Below are 21,144 nucleotides of genomic sequence, written 5' to 3' on the forward strand. Positions count from 1 at the left end.
TGATTCGCCTTAGGCGGCGAGGACCGCGTCCCGGCTGGAGTCGTAAGCCGGCTCCAGGGCCAGGTCGAGGACCTCACGGACGTCCGAGACCAGGTGGACGGTGAGCGCGTCACGCACCGCCGCCGGCACGTCGTCCAGGTCCGGCCCGTTGCGGCTCGGCAGCAGGACCGTGGTGATGCCGGCCCGGTGCGCGGCGAGCAGCTTCTGCTTCACCCCGCCGATCGGCAGCACCCGCCCGGTCAGCGACACCTCGCCGGTCATCGCCACCTCGGCCCGGACCGGCCGGCCCGACAGCAGCGACGCGAGCGCGGTCGTCATCGTGACGCCGGCGCTCGGCCCGTCCTTGGGCACCGCTCCGGCCGGGACGTGGACGTGGACCCCGCGCTTGGCCAGGTCACCGACCGGCAGCTCCAGCTCGGCGCCGCGTGACCGCAGGTAGGACAGCGCGATCTGCGCCGACTCCTTCATCACGTCGCCCAGCTGGCCGGTCAGGGTCAGGCCGGAGGCGCCGGTCTCCGCGTCGGCCAGCGACGCCTCGATGAACAGCACGTCGCCGCCGGCGCCGGTCACCGCGAGGCCGGTCGCCACGCCGGGCAGCGCCGTGCGCTCGGCCGACTCGGGGGTGTGCCGCGGCCGGCCCAGGTAGCCGACCAGGTCCCCGGCGCCGACCGTGACCGGCTCGCGGGTGCCCGTCCCGTCAAGCGCGACCTGCGCGGCGATCTTGCGCAGCACCCTGGCGATCGCGCGCTCCAGGTCACGCACGCCCGCCTCGCGGGTGTACTCGCCGGCCAGCAGCCGCAGCGTGTCGTCGTCGAAGGTGACCTCGCCCTCGGCGAAGCCGGCCCGCTCACGCTGGCGGGGCAACAGGTGGTCCCGGGCGATGACGACCTTCTCGTCCTCGGTGTAGCCGTCGAGGCGGACCAGCTCCATCCGGTCCAGCAGCGGCCCGGGGATCGACTCGATCACGTTCGCGGTCGCCAGGAACAGCACGTCGGACAGGTCCAGCTCGACCTCGAGGTAGTGGTCGCGGAACGTGTGGTTCTGCGCCGGGTCGAGCACCTCCAGCAGGGCCGCGGTCGGGTCGCCGCGGTAGTCGGCGCCGACCTTGTCGACCTCGTCGAGCAGGACGACGGGGTTCATCGTGCCGGCCTCGGTGATCGCCCGGACGATCCGGCCGGGCATCGCGCCGACGTAGGTGCGCCGGTGGCCGCGGATCTCCGCCTCGTCCCGGACGCCGCCGAGGGCGACGCGGACGAACTTACGGCCCATCGCGCGGGCCACCGACTCGCCGAGCGAGGTCTTGCCGACCCCGGGCGGGCCGGCCAGCGCCAGCACGGCGCCGCTGCGCCGCCCGCCCACGACGCCCAGCCCGGCGTCCGCGCGCTGGCGGCGAACGGCCAGGTACTCGATGATCCGGTCCTTCACGTCGTCGAGGCCGGCGTGGTCGGCGTCCAGCACCGCGCGGGCGCCGGCGATGTCATAGGAGTCCTCGGTCCTGGAGCTCCACGGCAGGTCGAGGACCGTGTCGAGCCAGGTGCGGATCCAGCCGCCCTCCGGTGACTGGTCGGAGGTCCGCTCCAGCTTGTCGACCTCCTTGAGCGCCGCCGCGCGGACCTTCTCGGGCAGGTCGGCCGCCTCGACGCGGGCCCGGTAGTCGTCGGTGTTCTCGCCGTCGCCGCCCTCGCCGCCGCCGGAGAGCTCGCGCAGCTCCTTGCGGACGGCCTCCAGCTGGCGGCGCAGCAGGAACTCGCGCTGCTGGCGGTCCATCCCCTCCTGGACGTCCTTGCGGATCGTCTCGGCGACGTCCAGCTCGGCGAGGTGCTCCCTGGTCCAGGCCAGCACCTTCTCCAGCCGGGTGGTGACGTCGGCGGCCTCCAGCAGCTCCAGCTTCTGGGCCGGCGTCAGGTAGGGGGCGTAGCCGGCGGTGTCGGCCAGCGCGGACGGGTCGTCGATCGAGGTCACCGAGTCGACCACCTGCCAGGCGCCGCGCTGCTGCAGCAGGGTGGTGACGAGGGCCTTGTACTCGCGGGCCAGCTCGGAGAGCTTCCCGGTCGGGGTCGTTCCGGTCGGCTCGAGGATCGTCGCCTCGACCCACAGGGCGGCGCCGGGGCCGGTCGAGCCGGTGCCGATCCGGGCGCGCCCGACGGCGCGCACGACGGCGGCGGGCTCGCCCCCGGGCAGCCGGCCGACCTGCTCGATCACGCCGAGCGCGGCGACGGCGGCGTACTTCCCGTCGAGCCGCGGGACGAGCAGCACCTCAGCCTTGCGGCCCGCGTCGGCTCCGGCCGGAGCGCGCGACTGGGTCGCCGCGCGGGCCGCGTCCACGGCGGCACGTGTCTCGGCGTCGGACAGGGCAAGCGGAACGACCATGCCGGGGAGCACGACCACGTCGTCGATCGGCAGGACGGGCAGCACACGGTTCTGAGTCACGTAGGCACATCCACTCAAGGTCGGAACGGTGGTCGGCAGACCCAATGAACTTGAGCCTGACCGACTAAAGTCACCGGAGCCGCCTGTTGTTCCTCCCGCCCGCCCATCCCGCGTTCGCCCAGAGGCGAACGGCGAACGCCTAGATCGTCGCGGCGTCGATCACGAACCGGTAGCGGACGTCGCTGGCCACCACGCGGTCGTAGGCGACGTTGACGTCGGCGGCGGTGATCAGCTCGATCTCGGCCGCGAGGCCGTGCTCGGCGCAGAAGTCGAGCATCTCCTGGGTCTCTCGGATGCCACCGATGTTGGAGCCGGTGAGGCTGCGCCGGGCCGCGATCAACGAGAACGCCCGGTACGCGCCGGGGTCGGCCGGGCCGCCGACGTTGCACATCGTGCCGTCGAGCCGCAGCAGCGACAGGTAGGCGTCGAGGTCCAGGTTCGCCGAGACCGTGTTGAGGATGAAGTCCAGGCTGCCGCGCAGCTCCTCGAAGGTCGCCGGGTCGCTGGTCGCCCGGTATCGGTCGGCGCCGAGGCGCAGGCCGTCCTTCTCCTTGGCCAGCGACTGGCTGAGCACGGTGACGTCGGCGCCCAGCGCGTGCGCGAGCTGCACGCCCATGTGACCGAGCCCGCCGAGGCCGACGACGGCGACCTTCGAGCCGGGGCCGATCTTCCAGTGGCGTAGCGGCGAGTAGGTCGTGATCCCGGCGCACAGCAGCGGCGCGGCGGCGTCGAGCGCCAGGGCGTCGGGGATCCGGAGCACGTAGGCCTCGCGGACCACGATCTGCTGGCTGTAGCCGCCGTAGGTGGGTTCACCGTCGTATTCGGTGCCGTTGTAGGTGAACACCGGGTTCGGGCCCGTGCAGTACTGCTCCTCCCCCGCGACGCAGGCGTCGCACCGCTGGCAGGAGCTCACGAAGCAGCCGACGCCCACCCGGTCCCCGACCGCGAACCGGGTGACGTCCGCGCCGACGGCCGCCACCACGCCGGTGATCTCGTGGCCGGGCACCATCGGGAAGATCGCCGGGCCCCATTCCTGGCGGGCCTGGTGGATGTCGCTGTGGCAGACCCCGGCGAACCTGATGTCGATCAGGACGTCGTCCGGGCGCGGGTCACGCCGGGAGATCGTGGTCGGCGCGAGGGCCGCACCGGCGGCGGGGACGGAAAGCGCCCGTACGGTGGCCATGTCTCTCCTTGGATGATCGTGGTCTCAGGTCGCGGGCGGTGGTGGCCCGGACGGGGTGGTGGACGGCAGGGGCCCGAGCAGCGCCACCGCGGCCGCGGCCATCGCGTGGGCATACCGGGTAGCGCCGGCGGACGGGACCGGGCAGCGCGTCATCGGCGGCTGCTCGACCGGGCAGAAGTGCACGCCGTCGGGGCTGCGCACCGTCACCTGACCGCCCGCCGGGCACACGTCGCCCGGGCCGCAGGGCACGGTCTGCGCGAACCGCCCAGCAGGGTCGGTCACGGCCCGGCCGGCGGGCACCACCGTCGTGTTCGGCACCTGGCCGGCGATCTTCTGCCAGAGCTGATCCAGCGAGGTGAGCCCCTGCGGGTCGACGGTCTGGTCCCGTCTCGGTGGGGCCTCGACGAGCACCACGTGGGCACCGTCGCGGGTGAGCCTGACGGCAGCGGCCAGGACGTCCGAGCGGTACGCGCTGGTCAGGTCCCGGCCCTTCATGCACTTCGTGCCCGTGTTGCCGGAGAAGGCCAGCACGGCGACGGTCGGGCGCCACTTGCGCGACTGCTTGCGGATGTCGGAGAGCCAGTCGCAGGGCGCGGTGCCGCCGTAGGTGTGCAGCAGCGACGTGCCACCGGCGGCCGCCACGTCCGCCGCGAAGTCGTCCTGCGCCTCCCACGCCATCGAGTCACCCCAGAGCGCGACCCGCCGCCCGCCGGAGCTGTGGTGCGTGTTGTGGCCCAGGACTCCCACCAGCGCGACCACGACCGCGACGATCAACAGCCAGCCGATCGGCCCCGGGCGGCCGGCCGGTCCGCGGCTCAACTGGCGGCGAGGAAGCGGTCCAGGACGCGGGTGCCGAACTTCAGCGCCTCGGTCGGGACACGCTCGTCGACGCCGTGGAACATGCCGGAGAAGTCCAGGTCGGGCGGCAGCTTCAGCGGCGAGAAGCCGAAGCAGCGGATGCCCAGCTGGGAGAACGACTTCGCGTCCGTGCCGCCGGAGAGCATGTACGGGACGGCGCGGGCGCCGGGGTCCTCGGCGCGCAGCGCGGCGGCCATCGCGTCCACCATCGGCCCGTCGAACGGCGTCTCGACCGCGCGGTCCAGCACCACCCACTCGCGCTGGATGTCCGGGCCGATCAGCTCGTCGATCTGGCGGACGAACTCGTCCTCGCGCCCGGGGAGGAACCGGCCGTCGACACCGGCCGTCGCCTCGCCGGGGATCACGTTCACCTTGTGCCCGGCGTTGAGCTGGGTCGGGTTGGCCGTGTCGCTGATCGTCGCGCCGATCATCCGGGCCAGCCCGCCGAGCTTGGCGACCGTCGCCTCCAGGTTGTCGTAGTCCATCTCGATGCCGAGGGCGTCGCCGAGGGAGTCGAGGAACTGGTGGACGGTCGGGGTGAGCACGACCGGGAACCTGTGCTGGCCGATCCGGGTGACGGCCTCGACAAGCTTCGTGACGGCGTTGTCCGTGGAGAGCATCGAGCCGTGGCCGGCCCGGCCGCGGGCGGTCAGCTTCATCCAGGCCATGCCCTTCTCGGCGGTCTGGATCAGGTAGAGCCGCAGGTCGTCGCGGACCGTGTAGGAGAATCCGCCGACCTCGCTGATCGCCTCGGTGCAGTCGGCGAACAGGTCGGTGTGGTTGTCCACCAGCCAGTGCGCGCCGAGCGGCCCGCCGGCCTCCTCGTCGGCGACGAACGCGACGACCAGGTCGCGCGGGGGCTTGCGGCCGGTCCTGGCCCGGTCGCGGACGACCGCCAGGGTCATCGCGTCCATGTCCTTCATGTCGATCGCGCCGCGCCCCCACAGGCAGCCGTCGGCCTCCTCGCCGCCGAACGGGTGGTGGCGCCACTCCGCCGGGTCGGCCGCGACGACGTCGAGATGCCCGTGGATGAGCAGCGGCGGCCGGCTCGGGTCGGTGCCCTCGATCCGGGTGATCACGCTGGTCCGGCCCGGCCGCGACTCCAGCAGCGTCGGTTCGAGGCCGACGTCGGCGAGCTTCGCCGCGACGTACTCGGCGGCGGCCCGCTCGAAACCGTCCCCGTTGCCCCGGTTCGTCGAGTCGATCATCAGGAGCTCCCGGCAGAGCTCGACGACCTCGTCCTGCGCCCCCGTCGACGGCAGCGCCCGCGTCGCCGCCGCGACGTCGCCCGCCTGCCTCGTCTGGGTTCCGGAGAAGGTCGTCGATTCGCTCGCCATGGCAGTAAGTCTGCCCCGGGCTTCGTCCGCGTGCCGGATCGGCCACGTATCCGGCCAGGCCTCGGTAACCTGCTGGCAACAATCAGAAAGGTAAGGCGGCGAGACCCGCCAGGTCCGCGCGGCTTCGGCCACGTGCCGCACGGGTAGAGGGCCTTCGCCAGCATGGGGGAGGGCTGATGATCGTCTACCGGTGTCCGCGCGCCGACCTGGGCTGCGACGGCGACTTCGCCTCATCGAGCGACCTGGACAACCACCTGCGCTGGCAGCACGGCTACCGGCGCTCGTCGCGGTACGCCGCCGCGTTCCGGCCGGCGCAGCTGCCGCCCGTCGGCGGGAAGGCCGCCGTGGCCGCGCTCGAGGCCAGACGGGCCGCCCGGGCGAGGCGAGCCGCGGCCGGCGCCCGCGGCTTCCGGCCGGCCGCGACGACGGGAGCCACCCGTGCGGCCGCCGGCCGCCTGCGCCGGCTCGCCCGCCGCGGCTGACCGCCACCGGCCACCTAACCTGACAATGTCGTAAGATTCGCAGGTGTTGCCTTCCCGTCGACCAAACTTTTCACCACGATCGTTCTGCACCGGGGGGTGGGCGGCTCACGCTGTTCGCCGCCCGCTGATCAGCTCCGCGGCTGGCCCGCAGCCGTCCGGCCGGGTATGCCGGCGAGGTGACTAGTCCGATGGCCACCCCGCTCTACGAGCTCAAGGCCCAGTTCTTCCGTTCCCTCGCCCATCCGGCCCGGATCCGTGTGCTCGAGCTGCTGCGCGAGGGAGAACGGTCTGTCGGGGAGCTGGTCGGTGACGTCGGCCTGGAGGCCTCGCACCTGTCCCAGCAGCTGGGGGTGCTGCGCCGGGCCGGGCTCGTGACGACCCGCAAGCAGGGCACCACCGTCTACTACGCCCTGTCGACACCGCTGCTCGCCGACCTGCTCGACCAGACCCGCCTGATCCTCACCGGCGTGCTGAACGAACAGGCGGAGATCCTGCGGGACCTGCTCGACGCCCATCGCTGACCCGGCCGGCGGCGCCGCGCCGCCGGCCGGCGCACGCCGGTCAACGTAACTCCAGGCAGACGAAACCCGGGCGTCCTGGGACGCCCGGGTTTCGCCGCCAGCTGATCGGCGGGAACTCAGTAGGACGAGGCGCGCGCCTCGTCCTCCTCGTCCTCGTACTGGTCGCCCCAGCCGGCGTGGCCGTCCACGCCGTCCGTCTGGTCGCCGAAGCCGTCGTCCGACACGGCCCCGAGGTCGGCGCGCAGCCGGTCGAGATCGATGTTCGGCGACTGGTACTTGAGCTCCCGAGCGACCCTCGTCTGCTTCGCCTTGGCCCGACCCCGCCCCATGGCCCGACTCCCTTCCGCGGCGCGGGGGCCCCGCCGCCGCGCGTCGTGCTTGTCGCCCGTGCCTGCCGAACGTCCCACGAGCCGCCACCCGCGCGCCGTCGCGTCGTCAGTGGCCGACCGCTGAATACCTTACAACCTTCTCAGATTGTGAGCGTTGCGGTGACCGGCGTTGCGGCCTGTGCCACCTCCGGCGCCGCCGGTATTTCCCGGCCCGCCGCCACGCCGCGCCACCACCTGCCCGGCGGCGGGTCAACCGGCGGGATCGGCGGTGGCCGAGTGCGGTGAAGATGCCACACTGAGGGCGTGACGGACGAGCGCAACGTCCTCGGCGGCCCGCTGGAGCCGTGCGGGACTGACCCGATGACCGGTTTCTCCCGGGATGGCTGCTGCAGCAGCGGGCCGGAGGATCTCGGCAGCCACACCGTCTGCGCCGTGGTCACCAAGGAGTTCCTGGATCACCAGCGCGAGGTCGGCAACGACCTGTCCACGCCGCGGCCGGAGTGGGCCTTCCCTGGCCTGCGGCCGGGCGACCGGTGGTGCGTGGTCGCCGCCCGCTGGCTGCAGGCCTACCGGGCCGGCGTCGCCGCCCCGGTGGTCCTCGCGTCCACCAACGCCCGCGCCCTGGAGCTCGTCCCGCTCGACGCCCTGCGCGAGCACGCCGTCGACGTTCCCGCCGACCCCCGGTCGCTCACCTGACCGGCGGGCGCTCGGCGCGCTCCCAGGCCGGCTAGCCCTCGATCCAGCCGTTCTTCTCAGCCAGCCGGGTCATGCCACGCCTGATGGCGAGGATCTGGGCGCCGGTCAGGGTCGGCTCGGTCTGCAGAAGGATCTCGGTGACCTCCCGGGAGAACTCCTTCGCCGACGGGACGTAGAAGAAGTCCTCGCCCTCGTCACCGGGCTCCCGCGCGGCAGCGCCCTCGACCGGCGCGCCGGGCGTGGCGGCACCGGGCGCGGACCGCACCAGCCGGGCACCGGTCGCCTTCGGCCCGCGGTCACCCTGCTCAACCTCGAACTCCATCGTCACGCCCGCGGTCACGAGATGCTTGTCGACCAGCAGGTCGTTGGCGTGCAGAAAGATGTCCTCTCCGCCGCCGGTAGGCGCGATGAACCCGTAGCCCCGAACCTGATCGAACCTCAACACCCTGCCTGTACGCACACATCACCCCGTAAAGCACCGAACACCGGACCGCTGACTGTGCCTCCAGCTCGGACGTCTCCAGCTCCGACATCCCAGCTTCGAGGTCACGCGCTCGGCTGCGCGCCGGCCGTCGCACGGTCAACGCACGAGTCTAGCCGGTTTGCCCGTCGGGCCACGGGTACCCACCGTGCGTGTGCAGCCAGGGTGGAACCCAGGAGCGTGCCGGCCTGGTCGCCGGGCTGCTCCAGGACGTCAGCGAGCTGACCGAGGCGCACCACCGCCTCCAGCTGCTCCTCGACAACGCGCCGGTCGGGCTGGCCCTGTTCGACGAGGACGGCCAGGTGCTGGCCTCCGGCGGCTCGGTTCCGGCGGCGACCACGGCGGCGCTGGCGGTGGCCAAGCGCTCGTCCGCGTTCGTGGCACTGCGCCGCCAGCCCGACGCCCTGGCCCTGCTCAGACAGGCCCTGGACGGCACCCGGGGCCACGACGTGCTCAGCATCGCCGGGCGCTGGCACTTCGCCGACCTGATCCCGGTGTCCGACGGGTCGGGCCGGCCGCGCGTCGTCGGCGTCGTCGCGGACGTCAACGACCTGCACACGGCGATGGCGGAGCTGCGCACGCAGACGGACCGACAGACCGCGATGGCCGACCTCGCGCAGCGTGTTCTGGAGATCTCCGACGAGCAGGCCCTCTGGGACCTCGGCGTCCGGACACTCGCCGAACAGCTCGACGCCGACGAGGTCACCATCGTGCCCCTCCGGGCGGCGGCGGCCGGGCCGCCTGACCCGGCGCAGGCGGCGGACGGCCCGGACCATCCGTTCGGCCAGGCCCCGCCCGGCGCCCGGGCCCCCGGCCGCCCGCGTGACGACGCCCAGGACCTGCGCGCCATGTTGTGGCGCACCGACGCGGCCGGGCGGGTACCCGCGCGGCCGTGTCCCGACGAGGGCTGGCTGCCGCGGGAGATGCGGGTGTCGGCGGGCCGCGTGGACGCGCCGACCGGCACGGTTGTCGTGCGGCGAGGGCGCGGGCTCGCCGCCGACGAGCAGGCGTTCGTCCGTTCCGCGGCGGCGCTGCTCGGCGCGGCCTCGATCCGGATCAGGATGGAGGAGGCCGCGCGCCACGCCTCCCTGCACGACGCGCTCACCGGGCTGCCCAACCGGGACGCGTTGCTGCGCCGGCTGCGGCGCGACCTGCGCCGGGAGCGGGCCGACGGCTGCCGGGTCGGCGTGCTGTTCATCGACCTCGACGGCTTCAAGGCGGTGAACGACACGCTCGGCCACCAGGCCGGCGACGAGCTGCTGCGCACGATCGGCCACCGGCTGGCCCACGGGGTCCGCCCCGGCGACGTGGTCGGACGGCTCTCCGGCGACGAGTTCGCGGTGCTGTGCGAAGGGGTCCGGGACGTCGACGACCTGGCCGTCATCGCGGAGCGGGTCCGCCACTGCCTGTCCAGGCCGGTCGAGCTGCGCCACGCGGTGAGCGTCGGCGGCAGCGTGGGCCTGGCCGTCTCCGGGCCCGACCTCGACGACGCGGAGGACCTGCTGAACGCCGCCGACATGGCGATGTACGAGGCGAAGCGACTGGGGCGCGGTGGCAGCGCCGCGTTCGACGGGCGGATTCGCGCGAGCCTGGCCACCCGCCTGCGGGACACCTCCGACCTGCGGCGCGCCCTGTCCGGCGACGCCCTGATTCTGCTGTACGCGCCGGTCGCCGCCCGCGACGGCACGATCGTCGGCGCCGAGGCGCTCCCCTGCTGGCCCCGCGCGGACGACGGCCTGGTCGGGCTGGACGCGATCGGCCCCATCGCGGCCGAGGCGGGCCTCACCGTCGATCTCGACCACTGGCTGGTCCACGCCGTCGGTCGCATGGCGGGACCCGCGCGAGCCGGCGGCCCCCTCGGCCAGCGCCCACCGCGGCTCTACCTGCGGATCTCCGAGCGCGGCGCCGCCGACCCCGATCTGCGGCACGCGCTCGCCGCGCTGGCGGCCCGGGCCGATCCGGGCGCCGCGATCCCGCACGTCCTGCTGCCCGACCAGTTCATCGAGCACGACCGGGGCCGGGCCGGCGAGGCGGTCGCCGAGCTGGTCGACGCGGGCGCGGCCGTCTGGTTCGACTTCACCGAGAACGGGCCGGTGCGGGCGGCGTCGAGACACACCCTGCCCTCGGCCGTCGCCGGGATCAGGCTCGGAGACCGTCAGGTCCGCGACGCGGACAGCGACGTCAGGGTCGAGGCGATCCTCGCCGGGATCGTGCGGTTCGCGCACGGGATGAGGCTGGAGGTCGCGGCGAACGAGGTCAACCGGCCGGCCGAGCTGGCCGCCGTGCGCGCGGTGGGGTGCGACGTCGTCGAGGGCGCGGCGGTGGGTCCGCCGGCGCCCGACCCACCCTGGTGACCGGCCGGCCCTCGGCGTCACCGGCCCTCGGCGTCACCGGCCCTCGGAGTCAGAGGAACATCGGGGACGGGGCGAACTCGGCCCGGATCTCCGGCTCCGGGTCCTCGACCAGCCGGGTCGGCCGGTCGAAGACCATCGTCGAGCGGGCCTCGGTCGTGTAGGCGGGCCAGTCGGGCAGGTCCAGGTGGTTCGGGTCGCCCTCGCGGGCGAACGCGATCCAGGCCCCGGCGACCTCGTCGACCAGGCGGTGCACGTCCGGGTCGGCGCCACCGATGCGGGCCCGGTCGTGGTTGTCGAAGACCAGCGGCAGGTCCAGGCAGTGCGGGGCGCCGAGGATGCCGTCGAGCACCGGGCTGCGCCAGGACAGCAGGTAGGCGTGGACGGGCGCGGTCGCCCCGTCGGCGCGCCGGTCCGCGAGCAGGAACGTGCTGGTCTGGAAGCCGATGCCCTGGCTCCAGGCCCGCAGGAACGACGGCGTCCAGTAGGGCCGCAGCCGGCGCAGCAGCTCGACCCGCTCCTCGGTCCGCTCGCCCCAGGCGTCGCGCAGTCCCGGCGTGACCTCGTCCATCGTGAACGCGCCGAACCGCGGGTGGAAGGCGGACATGAAGGCCGCCTCGTCGGCCGTGCAGCCGATCAGCACGGGCACGTCGCGGCCGGCCGGCGCGGGTCCTGGGTCGCCCGGGTGCGCAGGGATCGTCGTCCCGTCCAGCACGGGCGCGAACCCCAGCGGGCCCGGTCCCGCGCCCGCCAGCGTCACCTTCGCCGCCGCGGTCATCAGCGCCGCGCTCGGCACGTCCGCCAGCCGGTGCAGATCGCGGCGCGGGTCCAGGTCGAGGGCACGCGCCACGGCGTGCGCGGCCCGGTCGGCCCGGTCGGCGGTGACGGCCCTCAGCGCGGGCCCGCTCTGGATCGCGGCCCGGTGCAGCAGCCCGCGCGCGGCCGGCATGGCGAGCAGGTTCGAGACCTTCGCCCCGCCGCCCGACTGGCCGAAGACCATCACCCGGCCGGGGTCGCCGCCGAACTCCGCGATGTTGTCGCGGACCCAGGCCAGCGCGAGCGTGATGTCGAGCAGGCCCGCGTTGCCCGAGCCGGCCCAGCGGTCGCCGCCGGTCCCGGCGAGGTGCAGGAAGCCCAGGACGCCGAGCCGGTGGTTGACGGTCACGACGACGACGTCGCCGCGCCTGGCCAGCCGGTCCCCCAAATACACGGCGTTGTTCGCGCTGCCGCTGGAGAAACCGCCGCCGTGCAGCCAGACCATGACCGGGCGGCGGGCGTCGTCGCGGCCGGGTGACCAGACGTTGAGGTTCAGGCAGTCCTCGCTGACCGGGCCCTGGTCGCCGCCACCGGTCAGGTTGATCAGCGTGATGCTGCGCCGCAGGGTGGCCGACCGGTCGGCGCTCGGGTCGTCGGCGCCGTAGCGCGCCCCCAGCCGCAGCATCGACTGCTTGCACCGGGCGCCCCAGCGGGTGCAGTCGCGCACCCCGGCCCAGGGCTCGGGCGGCACCGGCGGCTGGAACCGCCGGCCGCCCGACGTCGGCCCGCCGTAGGGAACGCCCAGGAAGGCGAGCGTCCCGTTGTCCTCGACGCGCCCCGTCACCAGGCCGGCGGTGGTCTCCACGACGCCGGTCACGCGACCTCCAGGGCTGGGGACGGCCGGCTGTGGCCGGCGCCACGCCCAACCAGGGGCCTACCGGCCTCGTGGACGCGGCGGGAGCGGACGCAGGAGGATAGCATCCGGGCCATGGCACGTACACCCGTCAACGTAACCGTAACTGGCGCCGCCGGGCAGATCGGATATGCGCTCCTTTTCCGGATCGCGTCCGGCCAGCTCCTCGGCCCGGACACCCCGGTCAAGCTGCGACTTCTCGAGATCCCGCAGGCGGTCAAGGCCGCCGAGGGAACGGCGATGGAACTCGCCGACGCCGCTTTCCCGCTGCTTTCCGGGGTCGACATCTTCGACGACCCGACGAAGGCGTTCGCGGGCGCGAACGTGGCCCTGCTGGTGGGTGCGCGGCCGCGTACGGCGGGCATGGAGCGCGGTGACCTCCTCCAGGCCAACGGCGGCATCTTCAAGCCGCAGGGCGCGGCCATCAACGCCGGCGCGGCGGACGACATCAAGGTGCTCGTCGTCGGCAACCCGGCGAACACGAACGCCCTGATCGCCCAGACCAACGCCCCGGACGTCCCGGCCGAGCGGTTCACGGCGATGACCCGTCTCGACCACAACCGGGCGCTGTCCCAGCTGAGCGCCAAGCTCGGCGTCGGCGTCGCGGACATCAAGAAGCTCACCATCTGGGGCAACCACTCGGCGACCCAGTACCCGGACGTCTTCCACGCCGAGGTCGCCGGCAAGCCGGCCGCCGACCAGGTCGACGAGAAGTGGCTCGCCGACGAGTTCATCCCGACCGTGGCCAAGCGCGGCGCCGCGATCATCGCCGCTCGTGGCGCGTCGTCGGCCGCGTCGGCCGCCTCCGCCGCGATCGACCACGTCTACACCTGGGTGAACGGCACGGCCGCTGGTGACTGGACCTCGATGGCGATCCCGTCGGACGGCTCCTACGGCGTCCCGGCCGGCCTGATCTCGTCGTTCCCCGTCGTCACCAAGGACGGCGCGTACGAGATCGTCCAGGGCCTGGAGCTCAACGAGTTCTCCAGGACCCGCATCGACGCCTCGGTGGCGGAGCTGGCCGAGGAGCGCGACGCGATCCGGTCGCTCGGCCTCGTCTGAGCCGCCCGCCTGCCACTCGCCACACGGGCCTGACGGGCTGACTGCCCGCCGCCGGACCATCGCGTCCGGCGGCGGGGAGCGCCGCCCGGTGGCGGCGCGGCGGCCGGCCGGGTAGACCTCCAGGCACGACGGAGGTGGGCGATGGACGCGATCACGACCGTTCCGGTGCCGGTCAACGAGCCGGTGCGGACGTATCCGGCCGGGAGCGCGGCGCGGGCGGCGCTGGTCGCGCGCTGCGACGAGCTGGCCGCCGGGCCCACCGAGCTGACCGCCGCGATCGGCGGGGAGCGCCGGCCCGGTGGCGGCCCGGCCGTCGACGTCGTCCTGCCGCACGACCACAAGCACGCCCTCGGCACCTTCCACGCGGCCACCGAGGACGACACCCGAGCGGCGCTGGACGCGGCGCGGGCGGCGGCGCCGGACTGGCGGGCGCTGGGCCTCGACGGCCGGGCCGCCGTGTTCCTGCGCGCGGCCGAGCTGCTGGCCGGGCCCTGGCGGGACACGTTGAACGCGGCGACCATGCTCGGGCAGAGCAAGATCGCGCACGAGGCCGAGATCGACGCCGCCTGCGAGCTGATCGACTTCTGGCGGTTCAACGTCACGTTCGCCCGCCAGATCCTGGCCGAACAGCCGGCCTCGTCGCCGGGGGTCTGGAACCGGGCCGACTACCGGCCGCTGGAGGGCTTCGTCTACGCGATCACCCCGTTCAACTTCACCTCGATCGCCGGGAACCTGCCGACCGCTCCCGCGCTGATGGGCAACGTCGTCCTCTGGAAGCCCTCCCCCACCCAGCAGCTCGCCGCGCACTTCCTGATGGGCCTGCTGGAGGCCGCCGGGCTGCCGCCCGGGGTGATCTCGATGCTCCCGGGCGACGGCCGGGCCGTCTCCGCGGTCGCGCTGACCGAGCCCGACCTCGCCGGCATCCACTTCACCGGCTCCACGGCGACCTTCCAGCAGCTCTGGCGCCAGGTCGGCGAACGGATCGGGCAGTACCGCGGCTATCCGCGCCTGGTCGGCGAGACCGGCGGCAAGGACTTCGTGCTGGCGCACCCGTCGGCCGACCCGGCGGTGCTGCGCGCGGCGCTGCTGCGCGGCGCGTTCGAGTACCAGGGCCAGAAGTGCAGCGCCGCGTCCCGCGCCTACGTGCCCCGCTCGGTGTGGGAGCGGGTCCGCGACGACCTCGCCGACGCCACCGAGGCGCTGCGGCAGGGCGACGTCCTGGACCCGGCGGTCTTCCTCGGCGCGCTCATCGACGCCCGGTCCTTCGCCCGGGTGACGGCGGCCCTGGAACGCGCCCGGCGGGTCGACTCGCTGACGGTGCTGGCCGGCGGGCAGGCCGACGACAGCCGCGGCTGGTTCGTCCGCCCGACGGTTCTCGTCGGTTCGGACCCGGCGGACGAGGCGTTCACGACGGAGTACTTCGGCCCGGTGCTCGCCGTCCACGTGTATGCCGATTCCGACTATGACCGCGTGGTAGCCGGCCTGGCCGAGCCGGCCACCCAGCGTTATGCGCTGACCGGCGCGGTCATCGCCGAGGACCGGGCGGCCGCCGTCGCGGCGGCCGAGGCGCTGCGGTTCGCGGCCGGCAACTTCTACGTCAACGACAAGCCGACCGGAGCCGTCGTCGGCCAGCAGCCGTTCGGCGGCGCCCGCGCCTCCGGCACCGACGACAAGGCCGGCTCGCCGCTGAACCTGCTGCGCTGGACCGCTCCTCGGGCGCTCAAGGAGAACCTGCGCCCACCCACGGACCACCACTACCCGACCTGACCGCGCCATTCCCGCCGTCCTATTGGCGCAGCACGGGGTCGCGGCCACGGAAAGCGGCGGTGTGAGTCCGGTCTGAAACTCAGTTTTGATAACTCCGAAACCGAGTACGGCGGGAGCTGCAGCACCCTTGTTCGTGTGATGGACATTGGGCCGCACGGAACCGCCGCCTGGCGAGACGCCGCTGCCCGATGCCCGAAGACGATGGCGCACGGTCCCTGCGCCGGCGTCGACGCCGAAGGCGCCTGTGAGGTGCCCGGCTTTGGGGCCTGCACGTTCCTCGACGTCCGCGCCGCCGACTGGCCGTACGCGCGAAGCCTCGGCGCCACGCCGCCCAGCCCGAACGGCGTCGCGACCGCCCGCCCGCACCCGACGGTCGCCGCCTTCCGCGCGGCGGCGGCGACCCGGCCGGTCGTCGTCGCGGACCTGCCGGCGGCGCCGCTGTCGGCGGCCAGCCTGCGGGCGAGCGCCGCGATGCTCGCCGGTGCGGCCGACGCCTGCCTGCTCGGCGATCACGGCGGCGCCCGGGTCCAGTTCCCGCCGTCCTACCGGGCGCGGCTGCTCGCCGACGAGGGCGTGGCTGCCTGGGTGGGCCTCAACTGCCGGGACCGCAACCGGGTCGCGATCGAGGGGGAGATCGCCGCCTGCCTCGACGCCGGGGCGGTCGCGGTCCACTGCGTGACCGGCGACCACCCGGCCCTCGGCCACCGCCCGGACGCGGCGGCGGTGTTCGACCTGGACAGCGTCGACCTCGTGGCCCTGGCCGCCGCGGCGGCGGCCCGCGACGGCGGCGCGCTGTGCTCGGTGGCGCACGCCCCGGCCACCCCGCCGACCGACCGGCGGCTGGCCCGGCTGCTCACCAAGATCGACGCGGGCGCCGACGTGGTGTTCGTCGACCACTGCGGCGGGGCCGGGCCGGTCGCGGACGCCGTCGGCGAGCTGCGCGCGGCCGGGTTCGGCGGGCTGGTGCTCGCCTGCGTCCCGGTCGTCACGAGCGCGGCGTCGGCGGCCGTCGTCGCCTCGTTCGCGGGCGACCGGCTGCCGGCCGGCTACCTCGACCGGATCACGGGCGGGACCGCCGCCGACTGGACGCCCGGCGCGGCCGGCCACAGCGCGAACGGGAGCGGCCCGAACGGCCTGACGGCGGCCGAGGTGGCCGAGATCGAGACCGCCGGGATCGCGGAGGGCACCGAGCTCGCCGAACGGATGCTGGAGATCCCCGGCGTCGACGGCGTCAACCTCTCCGGCGGCGCCCCGCCCGGCCAGGAGGTGGCGCTCGCCGCCGCCATGGCCGAGATCGCGCGCCGGGTGCTGGGCGGCTCCGGGCCGCCCTCCCGCCGCCGGTCCCGCCCGACGGCCGCGAGGGTGGGGACTGGTGCACCTGGGGCAACCGGCGCATGAGTGAATAGGAACGAAACGCCTACGGACGGACACAGCCACCAAGCGAGACAGCCACCAAGCGAGACAGTCACCAAGCGAGACAGTCACCAGGCGGGACAACAGGCCAGACGGGAGACACGGTGGTCGGACGGCGACGCGGCACCGGCGGACGGAAGCTCGCATGAGCTGGTTGCGTTCCGCGCGGAGGACGATGGGCGAGACCGTCGACGTCGAGCTGGCGGACGGGGTGATCGCGCAGGTCGTGCCCGCCAGCGCGGCCGGCGCGATCACGGCGGCCGGGGTCGGCCCCGGCGATGTCGACCTGTCCGGCCACGTGCTGATGGCGTCGTTCGTCGAGCCCCACGCGCACCTGGACAAGGCGCTGACCGCGTCGCTGGTCCCCAACCTCACCGGGGACCTGCTCGGCGCGGTCGCCGCGATGGACACGCTGCGGCCGATGACGACGCGGGCGGACATCATCGCCCGCGCCGAGGCGGCCCTGCGCATCCACCTCGCGTTCGGCACCACCCACATCCGCACCCACGTCAACGTGCTGACCGGGGTGGGCCTCGAAGGGCTCGAGGCGCTCATCGAGGTCAGGGAACGCTGGCGCGGGGTCGTCGACCTGCAGCTGGCCGCCCTCGTCAACGACACGTCCGGGCCGCTGCTGCGGGCGGCGCTGCGCCTGGGCGCGGACGTCGCCGGCGGCTGCCCGCACATGGAGGACGACCCGGACCGGGCCGTCGCCGCGTGCCTGGACGCGGCCGGCGAGGCCGGGGTGCCGATCGACCTGCACACCGACGAGACCCTCGACCCGGCGGCGCTGAGCCTGGTGACGATGGCCGATCTGGTCAGCCGCACCGGCTTCCCGCACCCGGTGACGGCGAGCCACTGCGTCAGCCTCTCGATGCAGCCGGTCGACCGGCAGGAGGAGATCGCCGAGCAGGTCGCCGCCGCCGGCATCGCCGTCGTCGCGCTCCCACAGACCAACCTGTTCCTGCAGGGCCGCGGCCACCCGGTCGCGACACCGCGCGGGCTCACCGCCGTCGCGCCGCTGCTGCGGGCCGGGGCGACGGTCGCGGCCGGCGGTGACAACCTGCGCGACCCGTTCCACCTGGTCGGCCGAGGCGACGCCCTGGAGGTCGCGGCGCTGATGGTCATCGCCGGCCATCTCGACCCGGCCCGCGCGCTGTACACGGTCACCGAGGCGCCCCGCGCGGCGCTGGGCCTGCCGGCGGTCGACCTCTCCCCCGGCGCGCCCGCCGACCTCGTCGCGATTCCGGGGGCCGACGCCCTCGACGCCCTCGGCGCCGCAGGCGTCGCCCGCACCGTCTGGCGGGACGGGCGGATCGTCGCCCACACCGTCGTGCACTCCGAGCTCGCCGTGCCGCCGACGGTCCTGGGCGGGCCGGGGCCGGCACGTTCGCTGGCGAGTGTCTCCTCCGGACCGAAGGCCTAGCCGATGACGATGACGACCGAGCCCCCACCCGCGACCACCGCGGCGCTGCGCTTCGCCGGGGTCAGCAAGAGGTTCAAGGACGGGACGGTCGCGCTCGCGGCAGCCGACCTGACCGTCGCGCCCGGCGAGTTCGTCTCCGTCGTCGGCCCGTCCGGCTGCGGCAAGTCGACCCTGCTGCGCCTGGCCAGCGGCCTGGACGACGTGACCGACGGCACGGTCGACGTCCAGTCGAAGTCCGTCGGCTACGTGTTCCAGGACGCCACCCTGCTGCCCTGGCGCAGCGTGCGGGACAACGTCCGGCTGCTCGCCGAGCTGGAGGGCCTGCCCAAGGCCGAGCGCGAGCAGCGGGTGGCCGCGGCGATCGAGCTCGTCGGGCTCGCCGGCTTCGAGAAGCACCTGCCGCACGAGCTGTCCGGTGGCATGCGGATGCGCACGTCGCTGGCCCGGTCGATGGTGCTCGCCCCGGACGTCTTCCTGTTCGACGAGCCGTTCGGCGCGCTGGACGAGATCACCCGGGAACGACTCAACGACGAGCTCCTGCGGATGTTCACCCAGCAGCGGTTCGCGGCGCTGTTCATCACCCACTCGGTGGCCGAGGCGGTGTTCATGTCCAGCCGGGTGCTGGTGATGACCGCCCGGCCGGGCCGGATCAAGGCCGAGGTCGGCGTCCCGTTCGCCTACCCGCGCGTCCCGGAGATCCGGTACAGCGCCGAGTTCGCCGCGCTCTGCGGCGAGGTCTCCCGCCATCTCAGGGACGAGTGAGGATCATGTCGCTTGACTCCGTGACGCCGGCGGGCCCCGCCGGGCCGGTCGTGACCGCCGCTCCACCGGGGCCCGATGGCCTGCTCGTGCCGCACGCGGCTGACTTCGCCGTGCTCCACGGGCAGGCGGGAGCCTTCCGGCTGCGCGGGGCGGTCGGGTTCGTCAACAGGTTCCTGCTGCCGCTTGTCGTGTTCGCGGTGTTCATCGGCGGCTGGTATCTGGTGACGTGGCTGGCGCTGACCCCGCAGCAGCGTTTCATGCTGCCGTTCCCGCACGAGGTCGTCCGGGTCGGCTTCTTCGACTGGTCGAACCTCAAGGCCATCCTGGAGGCCCTGAAGTACACCTGCATCGTCACGTTCATAGGTCTCGGGATCTCGATCGTGCTGGGTGTGCTCGCGGCGATCCTGATGAACCAGGCGAAGTGGCTGGAGAACGGGCTCTACCCGTGGGCGGTCGTCCTGCAGACGGTGCCGATCCTCGCGCTGACCCCGGTACTCAGCTTCTTCTTCGGGTTCGCGCTGACCAGCCGGACGATCGTCTGCGTCATCATCGCGTTCTTCCCGATCGTGTCGAACACGTTGTTCGGCCTGCAGTCCGTCGACCGCGGCATGCACGAGCTCTTCTCGCTGCACCGGACCGGTCGCCTGACCCGGCTGTGGAAACTGCAGCTGCCCGCCGCGATGCCGGCGATGTTTGCCGGTTTCCGGGTCGCCGCCGGCCTCTCGGTAATCGGCGCGATCGTCGGGGAGTTCTTCTTCAAGCAGGGCAATGCCGGGCTCGGCACCAACCTGTCCGTGTACAGCTCGCGGCTGGAGGGCGAGCGGCTGTGGGCGACGACCATTGTCGCCAGCCTGCTCGGGATAGCTGTCTTCGTGTTCTTCGGCTGGCTCTCCCGCCGCGTCGTCGGCCGGTGGTACCAGCCCAAGCGAGGCTGAACCCCTCGTCTTCTCGCGGCGCGAGCATTCGCGGCGCGAGAACCCGCATCACCGCACCACAGCTCCACGTCCATCAACGCCATCCCAGGCCGCAGCGCCTGAGGACGCAGGGGGAGACTCGTTGACCGTCTCATCTAGGTCCATTAGCGGGATCGCGCGCCTGGGCCGCGGCCGGCTCGTCGCGGCCACGGCGGCCGCCGCCACCGTCGCCCTGGTCGCCGCCGCCTGTGGCGGCAGCACCACCGGCGGCTCGTCCGGCACACCGGCCTCCGCCGCCGCCGGCGGCGCGGTGCCAGCCCAGTACGACCTGAAGGCAGCCGGCTGCCCGAGCACGATCGTGCTCCAGTCCGACTGGAACCCGGAGTCGGAGCACGGCGGCCAGTACCAGCTGCTCGGCCCGAACCCGTCGATCGACACCAAGAAGAAGTCCGTCACCAGCGAGCTGGTGGCCCATGGCGGCGTCGACACCGGGGTGAAGCTGCAGATCCGCGCCGGCGGCCCGGCGATCGGCTTCCAGACCGTCACCTCGCAGCTGTATGCCGACAACAGCATCACGATCGGCTACGTCTCCACCGACGAGCAGATCCAGCTGTCGAAGACCCAGCCGACCGTCGCGCTGCTGGCCGGGCTGGAGAAGAGCCCGCAGATCATCCAGTGGGACCCGGCCTCGCACCCGGACTTCAAGACCATCGCCGACATCGGCAAGACCGACACCAAGGTCCTGTACTTCCAGGGCGCCGCCTACATGGACTACTTCACCGGTGCCGGCATCCTGAAGAAGAGCCAGATCGACGGCTCCTATGACGGCACGCCGACGAACTTCGTCGCCTCCGGCGGCAAGTACGCCGTCCAGGGCTTCGCGACCTCCGAGCCGTACACCTGGTCGCACGAGGTCCGGTCCTGGGACAAGCCGCTGAAGTACCAGCTGGTCGCCGACGCGGGCTTCAACTTCTACCAGCAGGCCATCGGCGTGCGGGCCGACAAGGAAGCCGCGCTCAAGCCCTGCCTGACGAAGCTGATCCCGATCATGCAGCAGGCGATCGTCGACTTCGTGGGCAACCCGGGCGCGACCAACAAGCTCATCGTCGACCTGGTGAACAAGTACAACAACGGCTGGACGTACTCGGACGGCGTCGCGGACTACGCCGTCTCGACGATGAAGTCGCTGGGCATCATCGGCGACGGCGCCACCCCGACCCTCGGTGACTTCGACAGCGCCCGCGTCCAGCAGCTGATCGGCATTCTCACGCCGATCTACGACAAGGAAGGCAAGCCGGCCAAGGCTGGCCTCGTGCCGACCGACCTGTACGACAACTCCTTCCTCGACACGAAGATCGGCCTGACCTCCTAGGTCTGCTCGTCTTCAGGAGAAAGGCCCGGTCCCGGTGGCCGCCCCTGCCAGGGCGGCCACCGGGACCTCCCGTATCGCGCTGGACGGCCGCATC

The 21,144-nt window shown here is 73.4% G+C and carries 18 protein-coding genes; 11 read left to right on the top strand and 7 right to left on the bottom strand.

Features of this window, described 5'->3' with window-relative positions:
- Nucleotides 1–9 precede the first annotated feature (9 nt).
- The 4 genes from lon to FRAEUI1C_RS22875 all read right to left on the bottom strand — a co-directional run bounded on the left by lon (nt 10) and on the right by FRAEUI1C_RS22875 (nt 5,808).
- Entirely contained in the window at nt 10–2,430 is a 2,421-nt protein-coding gene (gene lon, locus FRAEUI1C_RS22860; RefSeq protein WP_013425722.1) for an endopeptidase La, read from the bottom strand.
- A gap of 139 nt (nt 2,431–2,569) precedes the next feature.
- On the bottom strand, nt 2,570–3,613 hold the full coding sequence (locus FRAEUI1C_RS22865; RefSeq protein ID WP_013425723.1) for an NAD(P)-dependent alcohol dehydrogenase: 1,044 nt from the start codon (nt 3,611–3,613) through the stop codon (nt 2,570–2,572).
- A gap of 24 nt (nt 3,614–3,637) precedes the next feature.
- Nucleotides 3,638–4,372, bottom strand: a complete 735-nt coding sequence (locus FRAEUI1C_RS22870) for a DUF459 domain-containing protein (protein ID WP_198318620.1) — start codon at nt 4,370–4,372, stop codon at nt 3,638–3,640.
- 56 nt (nt 4,373–4,428) lie between these two features.
- Nucleotides 4,429–5,808, bottom strand: a complete 1,380-nt coding sequence (locus tag FRAEUI1C_RS22875; protein WP_013425725.1) for a M20/M25/M40 family metallo-hydrolase — start codon at nt 5,806–5,808, stop codon at nt 4,429–4,431.
- A gap of 176 nt (nt 5,809–5,984) precedes the next feature.
- On the opposite strand from FRAEUI1C_RS22875, the gene FRAEUI1C_RS22880 reads away from it, so the two are divergent.
- Complete coding sequence (locus tag FRAEUI1C_RS22880) at nt 5,985–6,290, top strand: hypothetical protein (protein ID WP_013425726.1); 306 nt, start codon at nt 5,985–5,987, stop codon at nt 6,288–6,290.
- Between the two features lie 188 nt (nt 6,291–6,478).
- On the top strand, nt 6,479–6,811 hold the full coding sequence (locus FRAEUI1C_RS22885) for an ArsR/SmtB family transcription factor (RefSeq protein ID WP_013425727.1): 333 nt from the start codon (nt 6,479–6,481) through the stop codon (nt 6,809–6,811).
- 116 nt (nt 6,812–6,927) lie between these two features.
- Here the strand turns inward: FRAEUI1C_RS22885 and FRAEUI1C_RS22890 are convergent, their stop codons facing one another.
- A complete protein-coding gene (locus tag FRAEUI1C_RS22890; protein ID WP_013425728.1) occupies nt 6,928–7,140 on the bottom strand; it encodes a DUF3073 domain-containing protein in 213 nt (70 codons plus the stop codon).
- A gap of 303 nt (nt 7,141–7,443) precedes the next feature.
- On the opposite strand from FRAEUI1C_RS22890, the gene FRAEUI1C_RS22895 reads away from it, so the two are divergent.
- The gene (locus tag FRAEUI1C_RS22895) at nt 7,444–7,836 is read left to right on the top strand and encodes a DUF2237 family protein (RefSeq protein ID WP_013425729.1); all 393 of its coding nucleotides are present in this window, start codon (nt 7,444–7,446) and stop codon (nt 7,834–7,836) included.
- A 31-nt stretch (nt 7,837–7,867) separates the two neighbouring features.
- Here the strand turns inward: FRAEUI1C_RS22895 and FRAEUI1C_RS22900 are convergent, their stop codons facing one another.
- Nucleotides 7,868–8,296, bottom strand: coding sequence for a cold-shock protein (locus tag FRAEUI1C_RS22900; RefSeq protein WP_041259611.1), 429 nt, complete (start codon nt 8,294–8,296; stop codon nt 7,868–7,870).
- A gap of 173 nt (nt 8,297–8,469) precedes the next feature.
- Between FRAEUI1C_RS22900 and FRAEUI1C_RS22905 the strand changes: the two genes are divergently transcribed.
- Complete coding sequence (locus tag FRAEUI1C_RS22905) at nt 8,470–10,671, top strand: bifunctional diguanylate cyclase/phosphodiesterase (RefSeq protein ID WP_013425731.1); 2,202 nt, start codon at nt 8,470–8,472, stop codon at nt 10,669–10,671.
- Nucleotides 10,672–10,720: 49 nt separating this feature from the next.
- Here FRAEUI1C_RS22905 and FRAEUI1C_RS22910 read toward each other — a convergent pair whose 3' ends face one another.
- On the bottom strand, nt 10,721–12,301 hold the full coding sequence (locus FRAEUI1C_RS22910) for a carboxylesterase/lipase family protein (protein WP_013425732.1): 1,581 nt from the start codon (nt 12,299–12,301) through the stop codon (nt 10,721–10,723).
- 111 nt (nt 12,302–12,412) lie between these two features.
- Here FRAEUI1C_RS22910 and FRAEUI1C_RS22915 point away from each other — a divergent pair, with 111 nt between their 5' ends.
- From FRAEUI1C_RS22915 to FRAEUI1C_RS22945, 7 genes are all read left to right on the top strand, one after another.
- A complete protein-coding gene (locus FRAEUI1C_RS22915; RefSeq protein WP_013425733.1) occupies nt 12,413–13,399 on the top strand; it encodes a malate dehydrogenase in 987 nt (328 codons plus the stop codon).
- Between the two features lie 141 nt (nt 13,400–13,540).
- Nucleotides 13,541–15,166: an L-glutamate gamma-semialdehyde dehydrogenase gene (pruA, locus tag FRAEUI1C_RS22920; RefSeq protein ID WP_013425734.1), complete on the top strand. Its 1,626-nt coding sequence runs from the start codon at nt 13,541–13,543 to the stop codon at nt 15,164–15,166.
- Nucleotides 15,167–15,415: 249 nt separating this feature from the next.
- Nucleotides 15,416–16,564: a methylenetetrahydrofolate reductase gene (locus FRAEUI1C_RS22925; RefSeq protein WP_368411117.1), complete on the top strand. Its 1,149-nt coding sequence runs from the start codon at nt 15,416–15,418 to the stop codon at nt 16,562–16,564.
- Between the two features lie 160 nt (nt 16,565–16,724).
- Nucleotides 16,725–18,002 carry an amidohydrolase family protein gene (locus tag FRAEUI1C_RS22930; RefSeq protein ID WP_013425736.1) on the top strand — a complete coding sequence of 426 codons (1,278 nt, stop codon included), beginning with the start codon at nt 16,725–16,727 and terminating at the stop codon, nt 18,000–18,002.
- Between the two features lie 3 nt (nt 18,003–18,005).
- Nucleotides 18,006–18,764 (top strand): ABC transporter ATP-binding protein, encoded by a 759-nt coding sequence (locus FRAEUI1C_RS22935; protein WP_013425737.1) that lies wholly within the window; start codon nt 18,006–18,008, stop codon nt 18,762–18,764.
- 5 nt (nt 18,765–18,769) lie between these two features.
- The gene (locus tag FRAEUI1C_RS22940; protein WP_013425738.1) at nt 18,770–19,699 is read left to right on the top strand and encodes an ABC transporter permease; all 930 of its coding nucleotides are present in this window, start codon (nt 18,770–18,772) and stop codon (nt 19,697–19,699) included.
- A 121-nt stretch (nt 19,700–19,820) separates the two neighbouring features.
- Nucleotides 19,821–21,050 carry a hypothetical protein gene (locus tag FRAEUI1C_RS22945; RefSeq protein ID WP_013425739.1) on the top strand — a complete coding sequence of 410 codons (1,230 nt, stop codon included), beginning with the start codon at nt 19,821–19,823 and terminating at the stop codon, nt 21,048–21,050.
- The last annotated feature ends 94 nt before the right edge of the window (nt 21,051–21,144 follow it).

Origin of the sequence: Pseudofrankia inefficax, from assembly GCF_000166135.1 — a bacterium.
Classification (GTDB): Bacteria; Actinomycetota; Actinomycetes; order Frankiales; family Frankiaceae; genus Pseudofrankia; species Pseudofrankia inefficax.

Bases quoted from the DNA above. Each gene is read 5' to 3' on its own strand.
- FRAEUI1C_RS22890 (WP_013425728.1), bottom strand. From the start codon at position 7,140: ATGGGGCGGGGTCGGGCCAAGGCGAAGCAGACGAGGGTCGCTCGGGAG.
- FRAEUI1C_RS22880 (WP_013425726.1), top strand. From the start codon at position 5,985: ATGATCGTCTACCGGTGTCCGCGCGCCGACCTGGGCTGCGACGGCGAC.
- FRAEUI1C_RS22935 (WP_013425737.1), top strand. From the start codon at position 18,006: ATGACGATGACGACCGAGCCCCCACCCGCGACCACCGCGGCGCTGCGC.
- pruA (WP_013425734.1), top strand. From the start codon at position 13,541: ATGGACGCGATCACGACCGTTCCGGTGCCGGTCAACGAGCCGGTGCGG.
- FRAEUI1C_RS22865 (WP_013425723.1), bottom strand. From the start codon at position 3,613: ATGGCCACCGTACGGGCGCTTTCCGTCCCCGCCGCCGGTGCGGCCCTC.
- FRAEUI1C_RS22940 (WP_013425738.1), top strand. From the start codon at position 18,770: ATGTCGCTTGACTCCGTGACGCCGGCGGGCCCCGCCGGGCCGGTCGTG.
- FRAEUI1C_RS22885 (WP_013425727.1), top strand. From the start codon at position 6,479: ATGGCCACCCCGCTCTACGAGCTCAAGGCCCAGTTCTTCCGTTCCCTC.
- FRAEUI1C_RS22930 (WP_013425736.1), top strand. From the start codon at position 16,725: ATGAGCTGGTTGCGTTCCGCGCGGAGGACGATGGGCGAGACCGTCGAC.
- FRAEUI1C_RS22915 (WP_013425733.1), top strand. From the start codon at position 12,413: ATGGCACGTACACCCGTCAACGTAACCGTAACTGGCGCCGCCGGGCAG.
- FRAEUI1C_RS22875 (WP_013425725.1), bottom strand. From the start codon at position 5,808: ATGGCGAGCGAATCGACGACCTTCTCCGGAACCCAGACGAGGCAGGCG.